Annotated in this window: 13 protein-coding genes and 3 pseudogenes; 8 read left to right on the top strand and 8 right to left on the bottom strand. The window is 62.0% G+C overall.

Annotated elements, in window-relative coordinates:
* Positions 1-127 precede the first annotated feature (127 nt).
* Together CDO44_RS01865 and CDO44_RS01860 are read left to right on the top strand one after the other, a co-directional pair.
* Positions 128-1,189: pseudogene (locus tag CDO44_RS01865) on the top strand (acetyl-CoA C-acyltransferase); the annotation flags it as partial.
* 184 nt (positions 1,190-1,373) lie between these two features.
* The gene (locus tag CDO44_RS01860) at positions 1,374-2,411 is read left to right on the top strand and encodes a helix-turn-helix domain-containing protein (protein ID WP_233146004.1); all 1,038 of its coding nucleotides are present in this window, start codon (positions 1,374-1,376) and stop codon (positions 2,409-2,411) included.
* 319 nt (positions 2,412-2,730) lie between these two features.
* Here CDO44_RS01860 and CDO44_RS01855 read toward each other — a convergent pair whose 3' ends face one another.
* From CDO44_RS01855 to CDO44_RS01830, 6 genes are all read right to left on the bottom strand, one after another.
* Positions 2,731-4,161, bottom strand: a complete 1,431-nt coding sequence (locus CDO44_RS01855; RefSeq protein ID WP_067399871.1) for an NAD-dependent succinate-semialdehyde dehydrogenase — start codon at positions 4,159-4,161, stop codon at positions 2,731-2,733.
* Between the two features lie 31 nt (positions 4,162-4,192).
* Positions 4,193-5,245: an alcohol dehydrogenase gene (locus CDO44_RS01850; RefSeq protein ID WP_067399868.1), complete on the bottom strand. Its 1,053-nt coding sequence runs from the start codon at positions 5,243-5,245 to the stop codon at positions 4,193-4,195.
* Positions 5,246-5,385: 140 nt separating this feature from the next.
* Entirely contained in the window at positions 5,386-6,276 is an 891-nt protein-coding gene (locus tag CDO44_RS01845; protein ID WP_067399865.1) for a transporter, read from the bottom strand.
* An 89-nt stretch (positions 6,277-6,365) separates the two neighbouring features.
* On the bottom strand, positions 6,366-7,118 hold the full coding sequence (locus CDO44_RS01840; RefSeq protein WP_067399863.1) for a glucose 1-dehydrogenase: 753 nt from the start codon (positions 7,116-7,118) through the stop codon (positions 6,366-6,368).
* 36 nt (positions 7,119-7,154) lie between these two features.
* On the bottom strand, positions 7,155-8,750 hold the full coding sequence (locus CDO44_RS01835; RefSeq protein ID WP_087778440.1) for an NAD(P)/FAD-dependent oxidoreductase: 1,596 nt from the start codon (positions 8,748-8,750) through the stop codon (positions 7,155-7,157).
* Positions 8,751-8,870: 120 nt separating this feature from the next.
* Positions 8,871-9,773 (bottom strand): alpha/beta hydrolase, encoded by a 903-nt coding sequence (locus tag CDO44_RS01830; RefSeq protein ID WP_067399857.1) that lies wholly within the window; start codon positions 9,771-9,773, stop codon positions 8,871-8,873.
* Between the two features lie 273 nt (positions 9,774-10,046).
* Here CDO44_RS01830 and CDO44_RS01825 point away from each other — a divergent pair.
* A pseudogene (locus tag CDO44_RS01825) lies at positions 10,047-10,475 on the top strand (acyl-CoA dehydrogenase family protein); the annotation flags it as partial.
* Here CDO44_RS01825 and CDO44_RS01820 read toward each other — a convergent pair.
* Positions 10,476-10,844: pseudogene (locus CDO44_RS01820) on the bottom strand (recombinase family protein); the annotation flags it as partial. It abuts the pseudogene before it with no gap.
* A 238-nt stretch (positions 10,845-11,082) separates the two neighbouring features.
* On the opposite strand from CDO44_RS01820, the gene CDO44_RS01815 reads away from it, so the two are divergent.
* From CDO44_RS01815 to CDO44_RS01795, 5 genes are all read left to right on the top strand, one after another.
* Positions 11,083-11,361 carry a hypothetical protein gene (locus CDO44_RS01815; RefSeq protein WP_011342941.1) on the top strand — a complete coding sequence of 93 codons (279 nt, stop codon included), beginning with the start codon at positions 11,083-11,085 and terminating at the stop codon, positions 11,359-11,361.
* Complete coding sequence (locus CDO44_RS01810) at positions 11,358-11,642, top strand: type II toxin-antitoxin system mRNA interferase toxin, RelE/StbE family (protein WP_011342942.1); 285 nt, start codon at positions 11,358-11,360, stop codon at positions 11,640-11,642. The genes CDO44_RS01815 and CDO44_RS01810 overlap by 4 nt, the downstream gene beginning before the upstream one ends.
* 406 nt (positions 11,643-12,048) lie before the next feature.
* Entirely contained in the window at positions 12,049-12,609 is a 561-nt protein-coding gene (locus tag CDO44_RS01805) for a chlorite dismutase family protein (RefSeq protein WP_011514928.1), read from the top strand.
* Positions 12,610-12,742: 133 nt separating this feature from the next.
* Positions 12,743-13,099 carry a cupin domain-containing protein gene (locus tag CDO44_RS01800; RefSeq protein WP_012435589.1) on the top strand — a complete coding sequence of 119 codons (357 nt, stop codon included), beginning with the start codon at positions 12,743-12,745 and terminating at the stop codon, positions 13,097-13,099.
* A 408-nt stretch (positions 13,100-13,507) separates the two neighbouring features.
* On the top strand, positions 13,508-14,608 hold the full coding sequence (locus CDO44_RS01795; protein ID WP_144389447.1) for an IS630 family transposase: 1,101 nt from the start codon (positions 13,508-13,510) through the stop codon (positions 14,606-14,608).
* A gap of 164 nt (positions 14,609-14,772) precedes the next feature.
* On the opposite strand, the gene CDO44_RS01790 is transcribed toward CDO44_RS01795, so the two are convergent.
* Positions 14,773-15,333: a recombinase family protein gene (locus CDO44_RS01790; RefSeq protein WP_011239984.1), complete on the bottom strand. Its 561-nt coding sequence runs from the start codon at positions 15,331-15,333 to the stop codon at positions 14,773-14,775.
* Positions 15,334-15,530: the final 197 nt, after the last annotated feature.

Here is a 15,530-nt window from a genome sequence, read left to right as displayed (position 1 = left end):
GAGGCCACCATACCCGTTTACAAAGCGAACAGGAAAGTCAATGAAATCAACGGTCTACCCAGACCACCCCCGCGCCAGTGCTAGCTTTGCGTACCGTCACTTATTGCACTGAAAACGAGGAGACCCCGTACAGCGCGCCGGCATCGACGCCGCTGACGTGGACGACGTCATCATGGGTTGCGCTACGCCCGAAGGCGCCACGGGCAGCAACATCGCACGCCAGATCGCGCTGAAGGCCGGCCTGCCCATCACGGCATCGGGCGTGACCGTCAACCGCTTCTGTTCGTCGGGCCTGCAGACCATCGCCATGGCTGCCCAGCGCATCATCGCGGGCGAGGCCGATGTGTTTGTGGCCGGGGGCGTCGAAAGCATCTCCTGCGTGCAGCAGGAGATGAATCTGCACATGATCCAGGACCTGGCCCTGGCCAAGCAAAAGCCCGAGATCTACTGGAGCATGCTGCAGACTGCCGAGCAGGTGGCCAAGCGCTACAACATCGGCCGCGAAGCCATGGACGAGTACGGTGCGGGCAGCCAGCAAAAGGCCTGCGCTGCCCAGGCCGCCGGCCTGTTCGATGCCGAAATCGCCCCCATCACCGTGACGGCCGGCGTGGCTGACAAGACGCTGGGCCTGATCACCAAGCAGGTCACGGTGAGCAAGGACGAAGGCACGCGGGAAGGCACCACGGTGGATGCCATCAGCGGCCTGCGCTCGGCACTGCCGGGTGGTCTGATCTCTGCTGGCAACGCCAGCCAGTTCAGCGATGGCGCTGGCGCCTGCGTGGTGGCCAGCGAAGAGTACGCCAGCAAGAAGGGCCTGAAGCCTCTGGGCCGTTTCCTCGGCTTTGCGGTGGCCGGCTGCGAGCCTGACGAAATGGGCATTGGCCCCGTGTTCGCCGTGCCCAAGGTGCTCAAGAAGCTGGGCCTGACGGTGCAGGACATCGACCTGTGGGAGCTGAACGAGGCTTTTGCCGTGCAGGTGCTGTACTGCCGCGACAAGCTGGGCATCCCGGCGGACCGCCTGAACGTGAACGGCGGCGCCATCGCCCTGGGCCACCCCTATGGTGTGTCGGGCCAGCGCCTCACGGGCCATGCGCTGATCGAAGGCAAGCGCCGCGGGGCAAAGAAAGTCTGCGTGACCATGTGCATTGGCGGCGGCATGGGCGCGGCGGGCGTGTTTGAAGTGTTGTAGTTGCTGACGACGGGTTGAAGCGAACACGCCCTGCGCAGGCCGGACGCCAGCCTTCCACAGTCGGGGGTGGAACGGCCTGCCAACGGGCGGCTTCAAGTTGACAACGCAGCTTCGTCGCGCTGTGTCGCGCAGAGGAGATGCCAAGGGTGCGCGCCGCTCGACCGCATGAAGGCCACGTCCAATCTTGCTCGTTCTCAGAGCGCAGTCCGCAAATGGGGTTAACCCCGATGTAGGCGCCGGTTGCTTTGATGAAAATCAAACCTTTGGCCTGCATATGGGCCTGCCGGAGTTGCTGTTTATGAGTCAACTTGTTGCGCCTGATGAAGTTCCCCGCTGGATACCCGGCCAGCTGACGCTTGACAGCGTGCCGGTCGGTTGGGATCAGGTGACGCTCAAGGGCTATCAGTACACGTCCCTTGACGTTGAAATTCCCTCCATGCGCGACTACATGCTCGTGCGTTACAAGTGCGATGACGCGGTCATGAGCCGGCGCGCAGGTGGCGCTTGGCGCAGCGAGCGGGTGGGGCGGGGCGTGTGTTCGCTGCTGACGCGCGGCGAGTCGTCTCAGTGGAAGTGGGACCGCCCGATTGACGTCACGCACATCTACCTGGCGCACACCGAGCTGTGCCGTGTCGCCGAAGAAGTTTTTGAGCGAAGCGTGAGTGATGTGGGCATGGAAGACTGCGTGCGTGCCCAGGACGACATCCTGCCCGGCCTAATGTCCGCCTTCGAGTCCGAGTTGGAAAGCGGCGGGCTTGGCGGCGGGCTGTACCGGTCGTCGCTGGTGAATCAGCTTTGCGTTCATCTGCTTCGCCGCTATGCCAAGGCCGGCGTGCGCGAGGTGCCGCTGGCCGGCCGCATGGCAGATTGGCAGCGGCGGCGCCTTGTGCAGTATGTCGAGGACAACCTGGATCGCAACCTCAAGCTCGATGAGATGGCGCGCGAGGCGGGCGTGAGTGTGTCCGGGCTGATCCGCAAGTTCCATGCAGAGTTTGGCTGCGCACCGCACGCCTATGTTTTGCGCCAGCGCCTGGAGCGCGCCCGGCGCCTGCTCAGCCGTCCGGTGGCTGTGCCGCTGAAGTGCATTGCCATGGACTGCGGCTTCTCCGACCAGAGCCATCTGGTGCGCCACTTCAAGCGGGCTTTCAAGCAAACGCCCGTGGAGTACCGCAGCACGGTGAACGCGGCGGCGCTGCGCGCGACCGAAAATTTCATCAACTGAGCGGCCTGCTGGTCAAACCCGACGATGGACGAGGTCAGGGTCCTCATCCATGTGGCACGCGCCAAGCGGGGCCTGGGGGCGATCTGTTGATCCGGCGGGATTTATTCGCCAACCCCGTTCGGGCTGAGCCCTTCGACAAGCACAGGTTGAACGGGGTTATGTCTCAGCAATAAACCGTGCAATATCAATAATTGACGAGTACCAATGTCAGCTGCCCGTTCGCGACACGCCCGCGCCGCCATGGGGTGCTGCTGGCGGGCAATGGCAGCCTGCGCTTCAGTGAGACTGCCCATTTTTGTGGATTGGCAGTCTTTGCGCCTTAATTGAGTTGCGACACGAACTTGGTGGTCAGGTAGCCGTCGAAGGTTTCACTGCCGCCCTCGCTGCCATAGCCGCTTTCCTTGATGCCGCCAAACGGTGTCTCGGCCAGCGCAAGCCCGATGTGGTTGATGGACACCATGCCGGCTTCCAGCCCGCGCGAGATCTGGTGCGCGTTCTTCAGTGACGTGGTGAAGGCATACGACGCCAGGCCAAAGGGCAGGCTGTTGGCGCGCGAAAGCACTTCTTCCACGGTCTTGAATCGCACCATGCCGGCCATCGGGCCGAAGGGCTCTTCGGTCATGAAGCGCGAGTCGTCGGGCAGGTCGGCCAGCACCGTGGGGGCGAAGAAGTTGCCGTCGCCTTGCAGCCGATGGCCGCCCGTTACGATCTTGGCGCCGCGCTGGCGGGCGTCTTCCACGAAACCCTCCATGGCAGCGACGCGGCGCGGTTGCGCCAACGGCCCCATGCGGTTGGTTTCAACCAGCCCGTCTCCGACCGCCAGTGCCTGTGCCCGCTGCGCAAATCGTTCGACGAAACGGTCATACACGCCGTCCTGCACATAAAAGCGCGTGGGGGAGATGCACACCTGTCCCGCGTTGCGGAACTTGAAGCCCGACAGCACGTCTGCCGCGCGGTCGATGTCCGCATCGTCACACACGATCACGGGCGCGTGGCCGCCCAGCTCCATGGTGCTGCGCTTCATGTTCGCACCGGCCAGCGCTGCCAGCTGCTGCCCCACAGGTGTGGAGCCCGTGAAGGAAATCTTACGCACGATGGGAGAGCGGATCAGGTAGTCCGAGATCATTCCGGAATCGCCCGACACCACATTCAGCACGCCCGGCGGCAAGCCGGCGTCATGAAACAGCTGGGCAATTGCCAGCACCGAGGCCGGTGTGTCGCTGGAACCTTTGAGGATGACAGTGCACCCCGCGCCAATGGCCGCGACCACCTTGCGAAAGGCTTGGCTGAACGGGAAGTTCCAGGGCGAGAAGGCCACGCACACGCCGATGGGTTCACGCAGCACCGTCTGCTGCACGCTGGCATCGCGGGGTGGAATGAGGCGGCCATAGATGCGCCGGCATTCCTCGGCATGCCACTCGGCGTGCTCGGCGCAGACCGCCACTTCGCCCACGCCCTCGGCCAGGGGCTTGCCCTGCTCCAGGGTGAGATTGCGGCCGATTTGCGGCGCACGTTCGCGAATCAATCCTGCGACGGCTTTCAGCACCTGCGCGCGCTGCATCGCCGTGCTGCTGCGCCACGACGCGAAGGCGCGCTGTGCCGCTGCCAGCGCCATGTCCAGGTCGGCCTGGGTGGCATGCGGCAGCTGGCCGATCACCTGGTTGTTGGCGGGGTTCAGTACATCCTGCTCGCGGCGGCCTTCGCCGCGCAGCATTTGTCCGTCAATGTAGAGGCTGAGTTGGGGATACATGGTGTGCTCTTTCAGAAACTCATGGGATCAGTCATGGGATCAGTACGGCACGCCCGATCACCTTGCCGTGGTGCAGGTCGTCAATGGCCTGGTTCACCTGGGCCATCGGGCGGCGCGACACCGGAATCGACTTCATGCCGCTGCGCTTGACCAGTTCCACCAGCTCTCGCAGTTCGGACAGGGTGCCGACGTAGCTGCCCTCGATGCACAGCGGGCGCAGCGGGATGGTCGCCAGCGAGATGGTCAGGTCACCACCCATAAGCCCGCAGATGACGATGTGTCCGCCGCGGCGGGCACTTTGCATCGCCAGCGAGACAGTCGGGGCCGAGCCCACCAGGTCCAGAATCTGGCCGGCACCGCCTTCGGTCGCCGCGATGATCTGGCTGGCCGCATCGGCCGCCTTGCCGTCGATCACCGACAGCGCGCCAGCGGCCAATGCGGCTTCGCGCTTGGCAGGGTCGATGTCCACCACGATGGCGCCTTTGCCTCCCAGGGCCTTGAGCACCTCGATGGCCATCAGGCCCAGGCCGCCGGCACCGATGATGACGACGGGCTCATGGTGGATGCCGTCGCCCAGCTTCTTGATGGCGCTGTAGGTCGTCACGCCCGCGCAGGCCAGAGGCGCTGCCTCGGCCTCGTCCAGGCCGTCGATGTTGACCAGGTAGCGCGGGTGGGGAACGATCACGTAGTCGGCAAAACCACCGGGGCGTGCCACGCCAAGGGCGCGGCCCTTCAGGCAGAGATTCTCGTCGCCGCGCAGGCAGGTGGGGCATTCACCGCAACCGATCCAGGGATGGATCAGGAAGCGGCCACCCACCTTGACCTCACCAGCGTCCGCACCGGCCGATACCACCTCGCCACAGATTTCGTGGCTGAGGATGATGGGCGGCTTGATGCCCCGGTCCGCCAGGTTCAGCCGCTTGCCGCCTCCCAGGTCGTAAAAGCCCTCCCAGATGTGCAGGTCCGTGTGGCAAAGGCCAGCGGCCTTCACCCGCACAAGCACCTCGGTTTCCACGGGCTGCGGAGTCTCACGCTCGACGAGTTCAAGCGGCTTTGAATGGTGCATCACGCAATAACAGCGCATGGTGTGTGTTTCCTTGAGTATCTGGATTTCAAAAAATGGCAGACGCTACATCGCAGCGGCCATCGCCTAATGGCAGCTTGCTATAACTGAGCCATCCAATTCTTCAGGCGGCCGTCGGTGCCCGGCGGCCGCCTGCGCGATCAATACAGCTTCAGCAGGCGCAGGTTGATCTGGTTGTTGGCCTTGAAGCCTTCGCGCACATGGATGTCGCGGCCATAGGTGGCGATCAACTGCAGGTCGGGCTGCATGAACCACGCGGTGCCCACGTTGAACTTGGTGGTGGACTGGCGGTTGTTCTGGTCCACGCCGCCCACCTTGGTCTCGCCACCGAAGGTGTGGAACAGGGCAGCGCGCAGGTCCAGCGTCGGGCTGAGCTGGTAGCGCAAATGGGTCTGCAGCTGGTACAGCGGCTTTTGCTTCATCTCGGTTCTGCCGCCCGCGCCGTTGTTGAAGTCGTCGTTCTTGCCAAAGAGCGTCACGTCACCGGCGTAGTCCCAGTGGATGCCGGGCGCCAGTTGCACGATGCCGCCAGCCTGCAGCGCAAACTTGTAGCGGTTTTCGCCCAGGCCCAAAGACTGGTTGCGGTCATACGAGCCGGTCGGCAGCCACAGGTAAGGCGTGATGGCGAAGTGGTTCTTGTCACCGGGTTTGGTGAACCAGATTGCGGACGCGAGGATCAGGTCGCCCACGCTGCTTTTCGAGCCCAGGCCCGCAATGTCGTCCTTGGCGCTGAGCCGGCCAAAGGGCAGCAGAAACTGCGGGTCGATGATGAGGCCGCCCACTTCCATGAAGCGCACACCGCGCAAGATGCCCACGGTGGAGTCCAGCTGCGGGTTGATCGCCTGCCGGTTGCCCTGGCTGTATAGCTTGTCGCGCGTGGTGTGCTGGCCATAGACCACCAGCGCGGTGGTGCCGGCCGGCAGCGGTGTGTAGTCACCGGCGTCAAGTTCGATGGCGCTGGCCGTGCCGGCCTGCGCGAGGGCAGCCAGTGCGGTGGCCAGGGGTGCCAGTCGCTTGAAAAATTGCTTCATTGGTTTGCCTCCTGATGGGGGTCTTGTGCTTGCAGCGACGCCCCGGACTACCCGCTCGCGGCTTGAGTCCGGCGCGTTGCGGTTGACGATCAATTGGCCGTGTAGCCGCCGTCAACGACCAGTTCTGCGCCATGCACGAACGATGATTCGTCCGAGGCCAGGAACAGCACGGCCTGTGACACCTCGATCGGTTGCGCGGGGCGCTTGAGCAGCGTGGGGCCGAGCAGTGCCGGGCGGATGACCGGGTCGTCCAGCATGGCCTTGGTCATCTGGGTCTCAATCACGCCGGGGTGCACCGAGTTGACGCGGATATTGAACGGTGCCAGATCCACGGCGCAAGACTTGGTGAACAGGCGGACCGCGCCCTTGGAGGCTTCATAGGCGCTGGCACCGGGGGCACCGACCAGGCCGTAAATCGACGACACGTTGACGATGGTGCCGCCGCCGGCCTTTTGCATCAGCGGCACCGCCGCACGGGTGCCGATGAACAGGCCGCGCACGTTCACATCGAAGACGCGATCCCACTCGTCGTTGGTCGTGTCTTGCATGGGCTTGAGGATCAGAATGCCGGCGTTGTTCACCAGCACATCCAGACGGCCTGCACGCTCTGTGATTTGCGCCAGCGCGGCGTTCCATTGGGCTTCTTGTGTCACATCCAGCTGCAAAAAGTCGGCCTTGCCACCGTTTTTGCGGATGCTGTCCACGGTGGCTTGCCCTTCGGCTGCGTTCACGTCGGCCACGAACACCCAGGCGCCTTGCGCTGCCAGCAGCTCGCTGTGCGAGCGGCCCATGCCCATGGCACCGCCGGTCACCAAAATCACTTTGTTTTCTACGCGTTTCATGTTGTCTCCTTGGTTGGTTTTTTAAAAAATGCGCATTTACTGGAATACGAAACCCTCGTAGCCCTTGTTTTGCACTGCAGACAGCTCTTGCCGGTAAGCGCCGAGGCCGGCCATGTAGAAATACACGGTGTTGGTTTTGCCCGGGATGTTGGCGCCAAAAATCCAGGAGTCGGCCTTGGGGAACAGCGTCATGTGGGCGATGTCGTGGCAGGTTTTGGTCCAACCGGCTTCGGCCTCGGTGGTGGCTTCCACGGTTTTCAGATCCTTGGCGTTCACATCCTTGATCAGCGCGGCAATCCACTCGACCTGGCTCTCAATCGCCGGCGGCAGGTTGGTGAACGGGCCGTTGGGGCCCAGCACCATGAACATGTTGGGGAAGTTGGCATTGGCCACGCCCATGTAGCTGCTGGGGCCCGATTTCCATTGCTCTTGAATCGTCAGGCCATTGCGGCCACGGATGTCGATCTTGGTGTAGTTGCCATCCACCGCATCAAAGCCGGTGGCAAAAATCAGCATGTCCAGTTCGTGCTCCACGCCATCGGTGGTTTTCACGCCCTTGGGGGTGATTTCGACAATCGGGTTGGCCTTGACATCGACCAGATCGACATTGGGCCGGTTGTAGGTGGCGTAGTAGCCGCTGTCGCACAAAGGGCGCTTGGCGTACAGGTCTTGCGGCATGAGCTTGCGCGCCGTCTCGGGGTCCTTGACGATTTCGGCAATCTTGCCGCGGATGAAGTCTTGCGCCGCCTTGTTGGCGCGCTCATCGGTGGCGATGTCGCAGAAGGTTTCGAACATGAAGCGGAAACCGCCGCCGTTGTCCCAGGCTTTCTGGAACACGGCCTGGCGCTCTTCTTCCGACACGCTCATGGCCGACACGGTGCTCTCCTTGAAGCCAAAGGCCACCACCGAGCCCTTCACCTGCTCCCAGATCTCGTCGTAGTTCTTCTTCACCTCTGCCACGTATTCGGGCGTGACCGGGCCGTTGCCCACGGGCACGCTGTACTGGGGCGAGCGTTGGAACACCGTCAGATGGCCCACCTTGGGCGCAATGGCGGTGATGACCTGGGTGCCGGTGGAGCCCGTGCCAATCACGCCCACGCGCTTGCCGTCGTATTGCACGCCTTCGGGCCAGTTGCCGGTGTGCAGCCACTCGCCCTGGAAGGTGTCCAGGCCCTTGATCTTGGGGACGTTGGTGGCCGACAGCAGGCCCAGCGCGGTCACCAAAAACTTGGCGGTGTAGGCCTCGCCGGTGTCGGTTTTCACTTCCCACAGGTTGGTGGTTTCGTTGAAGTGCGCGGCCGTGACGCCGGTGTTCAGCTGAATGTCGGGGCGCAGGTTGTAGCGGTCGGCCACATGCTCCAGATACGACAGGATTTGCGGCTGCGTCACATAGCGCGTGGTGATGTGCATCTCCTGCAGCAGCTCTTTATCCCACGAATAGCAGTAAACAAAGGTCTCGGTGTCCGACAGCGCGCCGGGGTAGCGGTTCCAGTACCAGGTGCCGCCCACGCCGCCGGCCTTGTCGAAGACGCGCACTTTCAGGCCCTGCTCGTCGCGCAGCTTTTTCAGCATGTACATGCCGCCAAAGCCGGCGCCGATGACGATTGCGTCCAGATGTTTGGTGTTTTTCATGGTGAGTCTCTCTAAGTTGCGGCCACAGCTGCGCCTGGCGGCGACGTAGTGGCCTGCGTTGTTGCAATGAGGAAAATTTCCCCAAGGCTCCTCGGCCTCGGGGTCTTGGCTAACTGGAGCTCAGGCGCCCTTGAACCACTGGGCAATGCGCCGCAGCTCGTCGTCGGCCTCGGGGGCGCGACCCGCCAGGAACGGGAAGACGTGCTGCATGCCGTCCACCACCGATAGCGTGACGTTCACGCCCGCCGCCTTGGCGATGCGCTCCAGGTCTTGCGCGTTGTCCAGCAGGGTTTCGGCACTGCCGGCGTTGATGTACAGGCGCGGAAAGCCCGTGTAGTCGGCCTTCAGCGGATTGGCCAGCGGGTCGGTGCGTGAGCCCTTCTCGCCCAGGAACATGCCCGACATGCCCTCCAGAACGGCCTTGCTGACCAGGGCGTCGGTGGCCGCGTTGGTCTGCAGCGTCTTGCCGACATGCTCCATGTCGAGCCAGGGCGAAAAGGCAATCACCGCGCCCGGCAGCGCCACGCCGTCCTGGCGCAGCTTCAGCACCGTGGAGATGGCCAGGTTGCCGCCCGCCGAGTCGCCGCTGGTGACGATGTCGGCTGCTTTGAAGCCACGCGCCAGCAGTTCTTTGTAGACAGCCGTCGAATCCTCGATCTGGGCCGGATACGGATGCTCGGGCGCCCGGCGGTAGTCGATCACCACCGCGGTCGCGCCCAGATGCTTGGCCAGGTGACCGGCCAGCTTGCGATGGCTGGCGGCCGAGCCCACGGCAAAGCCGCCGCCGTGCGTGTACAGGATGACCTTCTTGGTGTCTGCGCCATGGGGCAGGGCCCAGATGGCTTCCACGCCGGCGAGCACGTCCGACTTGTAGGTCACGCCTTCAGGCTCGAGCGTGGGTTGATGCCACTCGTCGAACAGGCTGCGCAGGTCGGCGAGGGTCATCGCGGGGTTGGCGGCCATGCGGTCTGACCAGGACTGGTACAGCGCGCGCAGAAAATCGGATTGGGGTGAAGTACCCATGCATGTCTCCTTCGGTTGTGGTGAGCAGCGACTGATTATTCGGAGGCATTGCCCTCCCGTATTGAAGGTCCTGCGCACGCGCGTTGTAGAAAATGCGCAGTGACGGATGGTTCTACGGGTAAACCCCCGGGATTTACGGAGCCAATGGCATTCCATTGCCACAGCAGGGGTGTGGCCGCAGTAATGTGCGGGAGCGGTCGGCCTGGGTCACCCTCCTCGCCGCGTCGCGCAACGGACATGCCCGACGGGATGTGCACACCCATAATTTCCCGCATGACGACCCTGCGCTCCACCCTCGATTTCCTGCTTTACAACTGGCTGCAAGCCGAAACGCTGAACACACGCGAGCGCTTTGCCGACCATTCGCGCGAGACGTTTGACGCGGTGCTCGACACCTGCGAGCGCATCGCGCGCGAGAAGTACGCGCCGTTCAACCGCACGGTGGACACGCACGAGCCGCATTTCGATGGTGAACGCGTCACGCTGCCGCAGGCCACCAAGGATGCGTATGACGCCTACGCCGCCTCGGGCATGCTCAGCGCGGCGCAGGACTACGACATTGGCGGCATGCAGCTGCCCTACACGGTGGAGGCTGCGGCCAACAGCTTTTTTGCGGCCGCGTCGATCAGCATTGGGTCCAACCTGCTCACCTCGGGCAACGCCAACCTGCTCATGGTGCATGGCACCGATCTGCAAAAGCAGGATCAAGGCGCGTTCGTACTGCGCGAGCGCGCCGAACACCTGGAACAGAAACTCGCCCGAGGGCGTCGTGGTATCCAGGTTCTCCGTCAGCGAGCGGAACGCCACCTGCTTTTTCTTGAGCGAGGTCACGATGGCGAGCAAGTGCGACAACGAACGGCCGAGCCGGTCGAGCTTCCACACGACCAACACGTCGCCAGGGCGAACGAATTCGAGCGCCCGCGCCAGGCCCGCGCGGTCGTCCTTCGCGCCGGAAGCATGATCCTCGAACAGATGCCGCGCATCGACGCCGACGGCGAGCAGCGCATCGCGCTGCAAGTTCGTGCTCTGGCGGTCGGAGTCCGACGACACGCGCATGTAACCTACCAACATAAGCGGAAAACCATTAAGACGAGGTTTCCGTATGGTAGCGTCTGGCGACAGAGTTTTCCGCACAATTTTGCGGCCACTCGGAGGTTGGTGCAGAGGACCGTTGAAGGCCTGTCGAAAAACAAATGTTTTCCGACAGGCCTTGGCCTAGCGCACGCCCGCCTTGCAGCGTTCTGTGAATAGCGCTTAGTAATGACGGCGTATATACTTTGTTAGTATCAAGTGGCAGGAGGCCCCGATCATGTCAAAACAAGCCGTTTTCACGATGAAGCTGGAGCCTGAGTTGCGCGCCGAGTTTATGGCCGAAGCCGAGGCGGCCCATCGCCCGGCGTCGCAAGTGCTGCGCGAGCTGATGCGCGAGTTCGTTCAGCGCCAGCGCGAGTCGCGCGAGTACGACGAGTTCCTGCGCCGCAAGGTCGAAGCCGGCCGGGCTTCGATGCGCGCTGGATTGGGGCGGTCGAACGATGAAGTTGAGGCCGAATTCGCCGCACGGCGTGCCAGTGTGGCGAGCCAGGCGTGAGGGTTGTTTGGACGCCCGAAGCGCAGCAAGACCGTGCCGATGTGTGGGACTACATCGCAGCCGACAATCCGCGCGCGGCGGCCCGGATGGATGAGATTTTCAGCGACGCGGCCGCCCGCTTGATCCAGCACCCCATGCTGGGCAAGCCGGGAAAGATTCCCGGGACCCGCGAGTTGATCCCGCACGAAAGCTATCGCCTGGTGTATCAGATCGACGGCGAAACGGTGTGGATACTGACGCTGGTTCATACTGCCCGCCTGTGGCCGCCTGTGCGCGATTAAGATATGATCATGGCAACAATGAAACGGCGCGTTGACAGACTGCTTTCGAGCCAGACCGCGGTCGGCGGCAGGCGGCCAGTTGCGGACGGTCAAGCATCTTCCCGGTAGCGGACGTTCAATAGTGTCTCTGACCTGCTTCGCTCCCTCTATGAAGGGAGGTCGCTGGCCCATCCGCGCACTCACAGCCTGCCAGTAGGCGCAAATTGGCAGCGCTCCGTCCGGCAGCGCACAGACTGCGGCCGTACGTCCGCGTAGGTTCGCTTCAGCAGTTTCGATTCGAAAGTTCAATGTGATTGCTGCGGGCGGTCGTCGCAGTTGCGCGGAGGCGATGATGCACAAGCACGGGATCGGCAGATAGGTTCTTCGAAGCTGCAAGAGTTAAAACATTCACACATGAAAGATTGAAATGGATACACGATTATTTGCTTTCGTCGGCGCAGACATTGGCCCTTGGCGGATTGTCAGGGCCGAAACGAGAGTTGGCGAGCCCCTGCCTGAAGCCAAAAGGCTCAACGTCGTATCCGCTTCAGAGTTGCAGTCTGAAACCAATGCACCCTGGATACTTCGTGGAATAACCAGCAATGAACGATATGTCATGCGCGCAGAGAAGAATGAAATTGTAGCGAAGCAGCAAGGTCTGGCGCGCCCAGAAGCAACGTGCGGTGCGCTAATACCGATCCGGAAGAACGCAGCTTGGTGGGAGCTCACGCAAGACGAACGCCGGAGCGTTTTCGAACAGTCGAAGCACGTCCAAATCGGGCTTCAGTATTTGCCTGCAGTAGCGCGCAAGCTCCACCACTGCCGCGACCTCTCAGAGAATGAACCGTTCGATTTTCTGAATTGGTTCGAATACGCGCCAATTCATGAGGTTGAGTTCAACAGGCTGCTTTCCGAACTGCGTGCGTCAGAGGAATGGAAATACGTCGACCGAGAAGTCGATATTCGTCTTACGCAAGCACAGGTCTAACCCGCCGATGAACACGGACCCCCAACAGCGGCGCGTTGCGCCGCCGTTTCGGGCCGGTTATCGGCAACGTAGAACTCTCGGATACAGTTGTTCTGTAATAACTTCTCAAGCCAAATTGATTTTTGGAGTGGATATGGAAATGGAATCAAGAATATTTTCGGTAACAGAATATATTCGTCCGTCTGACGGCGAACCAATTCGTTCAGTGGTTCTGGAAACCAAGGACTCAGCAGTTGTTGTTTGGCATGCCCATCCTGGGCAAGAAATAACCGCTCATGTTCACCCGGACGGCCAAGATACTTGGACGGTTATCTCTGGAGAGGCTGAGTATTACCAAGGAGGCGGCAAAGTCGCTCATCTAAAGGCTGGAGATATTGCCATAGCAAAACCTGGCCAAGTGCATGGCGCTCTAAATACTAGTCCAGTGCCGTTTGTATTTGTCTCAGTGGTTGCATCTGGCAACGCGGGTTTTGCGTTGGCTGAAAAATAGTCTTTCTCAAATGTGTGCCCCAGAGAGTTCTAACCCATCCATCAACACGGACGCTGCGCGATGAAGCCGCGCCGCGCCGGCTAACTCCACGTTGAGCGTCAGCTTTCCATATGTCTGGGGGTCTGCAACGGGTCGGGTGCCGTCGCGTGCGCAGTGTCAAAGCTGACATGACTAATACATGAGATGGGCTGATGCTCGCCGTCCGGTCAGGCAGCTGCCCCCCTGCAGGACTCACAGCAGTTGTATGCCACCCGTCATCCGAGACGTCAGTCGGCCTCATCCAGACCGGAACAATCTGGACGTGACGTCCGGCTGGCATTGTCGTGATCGAAATGGCGGCTAGTGTCCTGAGTTAGAAATTCGTTGAACTACTAACTTATTGCTGAGTCTGTCGTGTAGCGTGTGCACATGACGGAGGCGGCGATGAGAGGAAGGCCAAAGGCGCAACTGGTGTTGAGCGAGTCCGAACGCGAACAGCTCGTGGCATTGACGCTGCGTCGCAAGACGGCGCAGGCCCTGGCCTTGCGAGCGCGCATCGTGCTGGCGTGTGCGCAGGGCATTGACAACAAGGTGGTCGCTGCCCGCCAGCGGGTCACGCCGCAGACGGTGTCCAAGTGGCGCGCTCGCTTCGTCGAACAGCGCCTGGACGGATTGCTCGATGCACCGCGCCCGGGCGCCCCGCGCAGCATTGACGACGCGCGTGTCGATGCGGTGATTGCCAAGACGCTGGGGTCGGTGCCGGCCGGTGCGACCCACTGGAGCACGCGCGCCATGGCGCGCGAGATGGTTGTGTCGCAAACAGCGGTCACGCGCATCTGGCGCGCCTTCGGCTTGCAGCCGCATCGCCAAGAAACTTTCAAGCTCTCGAGCGACCCGCTGTTCGTCGAGAAGGTCCGCGACATCGTTGGTCTGTACCTGGATCCACCGCTCAAGGCCATGGTGCTGTGCGTGGACGAGAAGAGCCAGATCCAGGCGTTGGACCGCACGCAACCGATCCTGGCGCTGGCGCCGGGCATCCCCGAGCGGCGCACGCACGACTACAGGCGCCACGGCACGACGACGCTGTTCGCGGCGCTGGACATCGCTACCGGCGAAGTCATCGGAGAGATGCATCGGCGCCATCGCAGCAGCGAGTTCCTGCAGTTCCTGCGCACCATCGAGGCCAATGTGCCCAGCGACCTGGACGTGCATCTGGTGATGGACAACTATGGCACTCACAAGACCCCTTCGATCAAGGCGTGGTTTGCCCGGCATCCGCGCTTTCATGTTCACTTCACACCGACCTCGGCATCGTGGTTGAACCAGGTCGAGCGCTGGTTCGCCACCCTCACCGAAAAGTACATCCGCCGCGGCACACATCGCTCGACTCGGCAACTCGAGCAGGCGATCAAGCAGTACCTGCAAATCAACAACGCCAACCCCAAGCCATTCACGTGGGTCAAGTCCGCAGATGACATCCTCGCGAGCATCGAGAGATTTTGTTTGCGAATTTCTAACTCAGGACACTAGTGACACGACTGTTGGGTCTACCCCATCGACCGGGCGCGGGACAAGCCACGTTGATCGGCTGACGGAATTTTCGGCGGTTCCGGCTTAGAACCCCTCCTTGGTATCCGGCAACGCCAACAGGCTTTCCCGCTCGGCGGCGGACAGAATGGAACGACGTGGCATATTTACTGATCCGCTCTCAAGTATTGATACAGGGTCTCCCGGCTGACACCAAACTCGCGGGCCAGCTTCGCTTTTTGTTCGCCGGCGGCGGCCCGCTGCCGCAGATCGGCTACCTGTTCGGGCGACAGCGCTTTCTTGCGGCCCCGGTAGGCTCCGCGTTGCTTGGCGAGCGCGATGCCTTCCCTCTGCCGCTCGCGGATCAAGGCCCGCTCGAATTCAGCGAACGCCCCCATGACCGACAGCATCAGGTTCGCCATCGGCGAATCCTCGCCGGTGAAGGTCAGGCTCTCCTTGACGAACTCGATGCGCACGCCGCGCTTGGTGAGCTTTTGCACGAGGCGGCGCAAGTCATCGAGGTTGCGCGCCAAGCGATCCATGCTGTGAACCACCACGGTGTCGCCTTCGCGCACGAAGGCCAGCAGCGAATCAAGCTCGGGCCGCTGGGTGTCCTTGCCCGACGCCTTGTCGGTGAACACCTTGCCGACTTCGACGTGTTCAAGTTGCCGTTCCGGGTTCTGGTCGAAGCTGCTGACCCGGACGTAGCCGATGCGTTGACCCTGCAAGATGCCTCCCTGGACGAAAATGTCAGGAAGAAATCTATGACCTTTTTCAGCTAGTGTCAATAAATAACACTGTCGTTTTCAGAAGACGACCGCACCATCTGACTGGATGTAACGCCTGGTGTGCATACGGCTCCTGACAGCCCAATATCAGGAGTCGTCTGCACCAATCTCGACTATGCTCAATACTCGTGTGCACC

Source organism: Pigmentiphaga sp. NML080357 (genome assembly GCF_002188465.1).
Classification (GTDB): domain Bacteria; phylum Pseudomonadota; class Gammaproteobacteria; order Burkholderiales; family Burkholderiaceae_B; genus Pigmentiphaga.
Note: the sequence above shows the minus strand (reverse complement) of the source record. Positions and strands in the feature narration are given on the sequence as shown.

Coding starts and splice junctions, on each gene's coding strand:
- CDO44_RS01855 (WP_067399871.1), bottom strand. CDS start 4,161: ATGTATCCCCAACTCAGCCTCTACATTGACGGACAAATGCTGCGCGGC.
- CDO44_RS01850 (WP_067399868.1), bottom strand. CDS start 5,245: ATGCGCTGTTATTGCGTGATGCACCATTCAAAGCCGCTTGAACTCGTC.
- CDO44_RS01845 (WP_067399865.1), bottom strand. CDS start 6,276: ATGAAGCAATTTTTCAAGCGACTGGCACCCCTGGCCACCGCACTGGCT.
- CDO44_RS01840 (WP_067399863.1), bottom strand. CDS start 7,118: ATGAAACGCGTAGAAAACAAAGTGATTTTGGTGACCGGCGGTGCCATG.
- CDO44_RS01835 (WP_087778440.1), bottom strand. CDS start 8,750: ATGAAAAACACCAAACATCTGGACGCAATCGTCATCGGCGCCGGCTTT.
- CDO44_RS01830 (WP_067399857.1), bottom strand. CDS start 9,773: ATGGGTACTTCACCCCAATCCGATTTTCTGCGCGCGCTGTACCAGTCC.
- CDO44_RS01815 (WP_011342941.1), top strand. CDS start 11,083: ATGTCAAAACAAGCCGTTTTCACGATGAAGCTGGAGCCTGAGTTGCGC.
- CDO44_RS01805 (WP_011514928.1), top strand. CDS start 12,049: ATGGATACACGATTATTTGCTTTCGTCGGCGCAGACATTGGCCCTTGG.
- CDO44_RS01800 (WP_012435589.1), top strand. CDS start 12,743: ATGGAAATGGAATCAAGAATATTTTCGGTAACAGAATATATTCGTCCG.
- CDO44_RS01795 (WP_144389447.1), top strand. CDS start 13,508: ATGACGGAGGCGGCGATGAGAGGAAGGCCAAAGGCGCAACTGGTGTTG.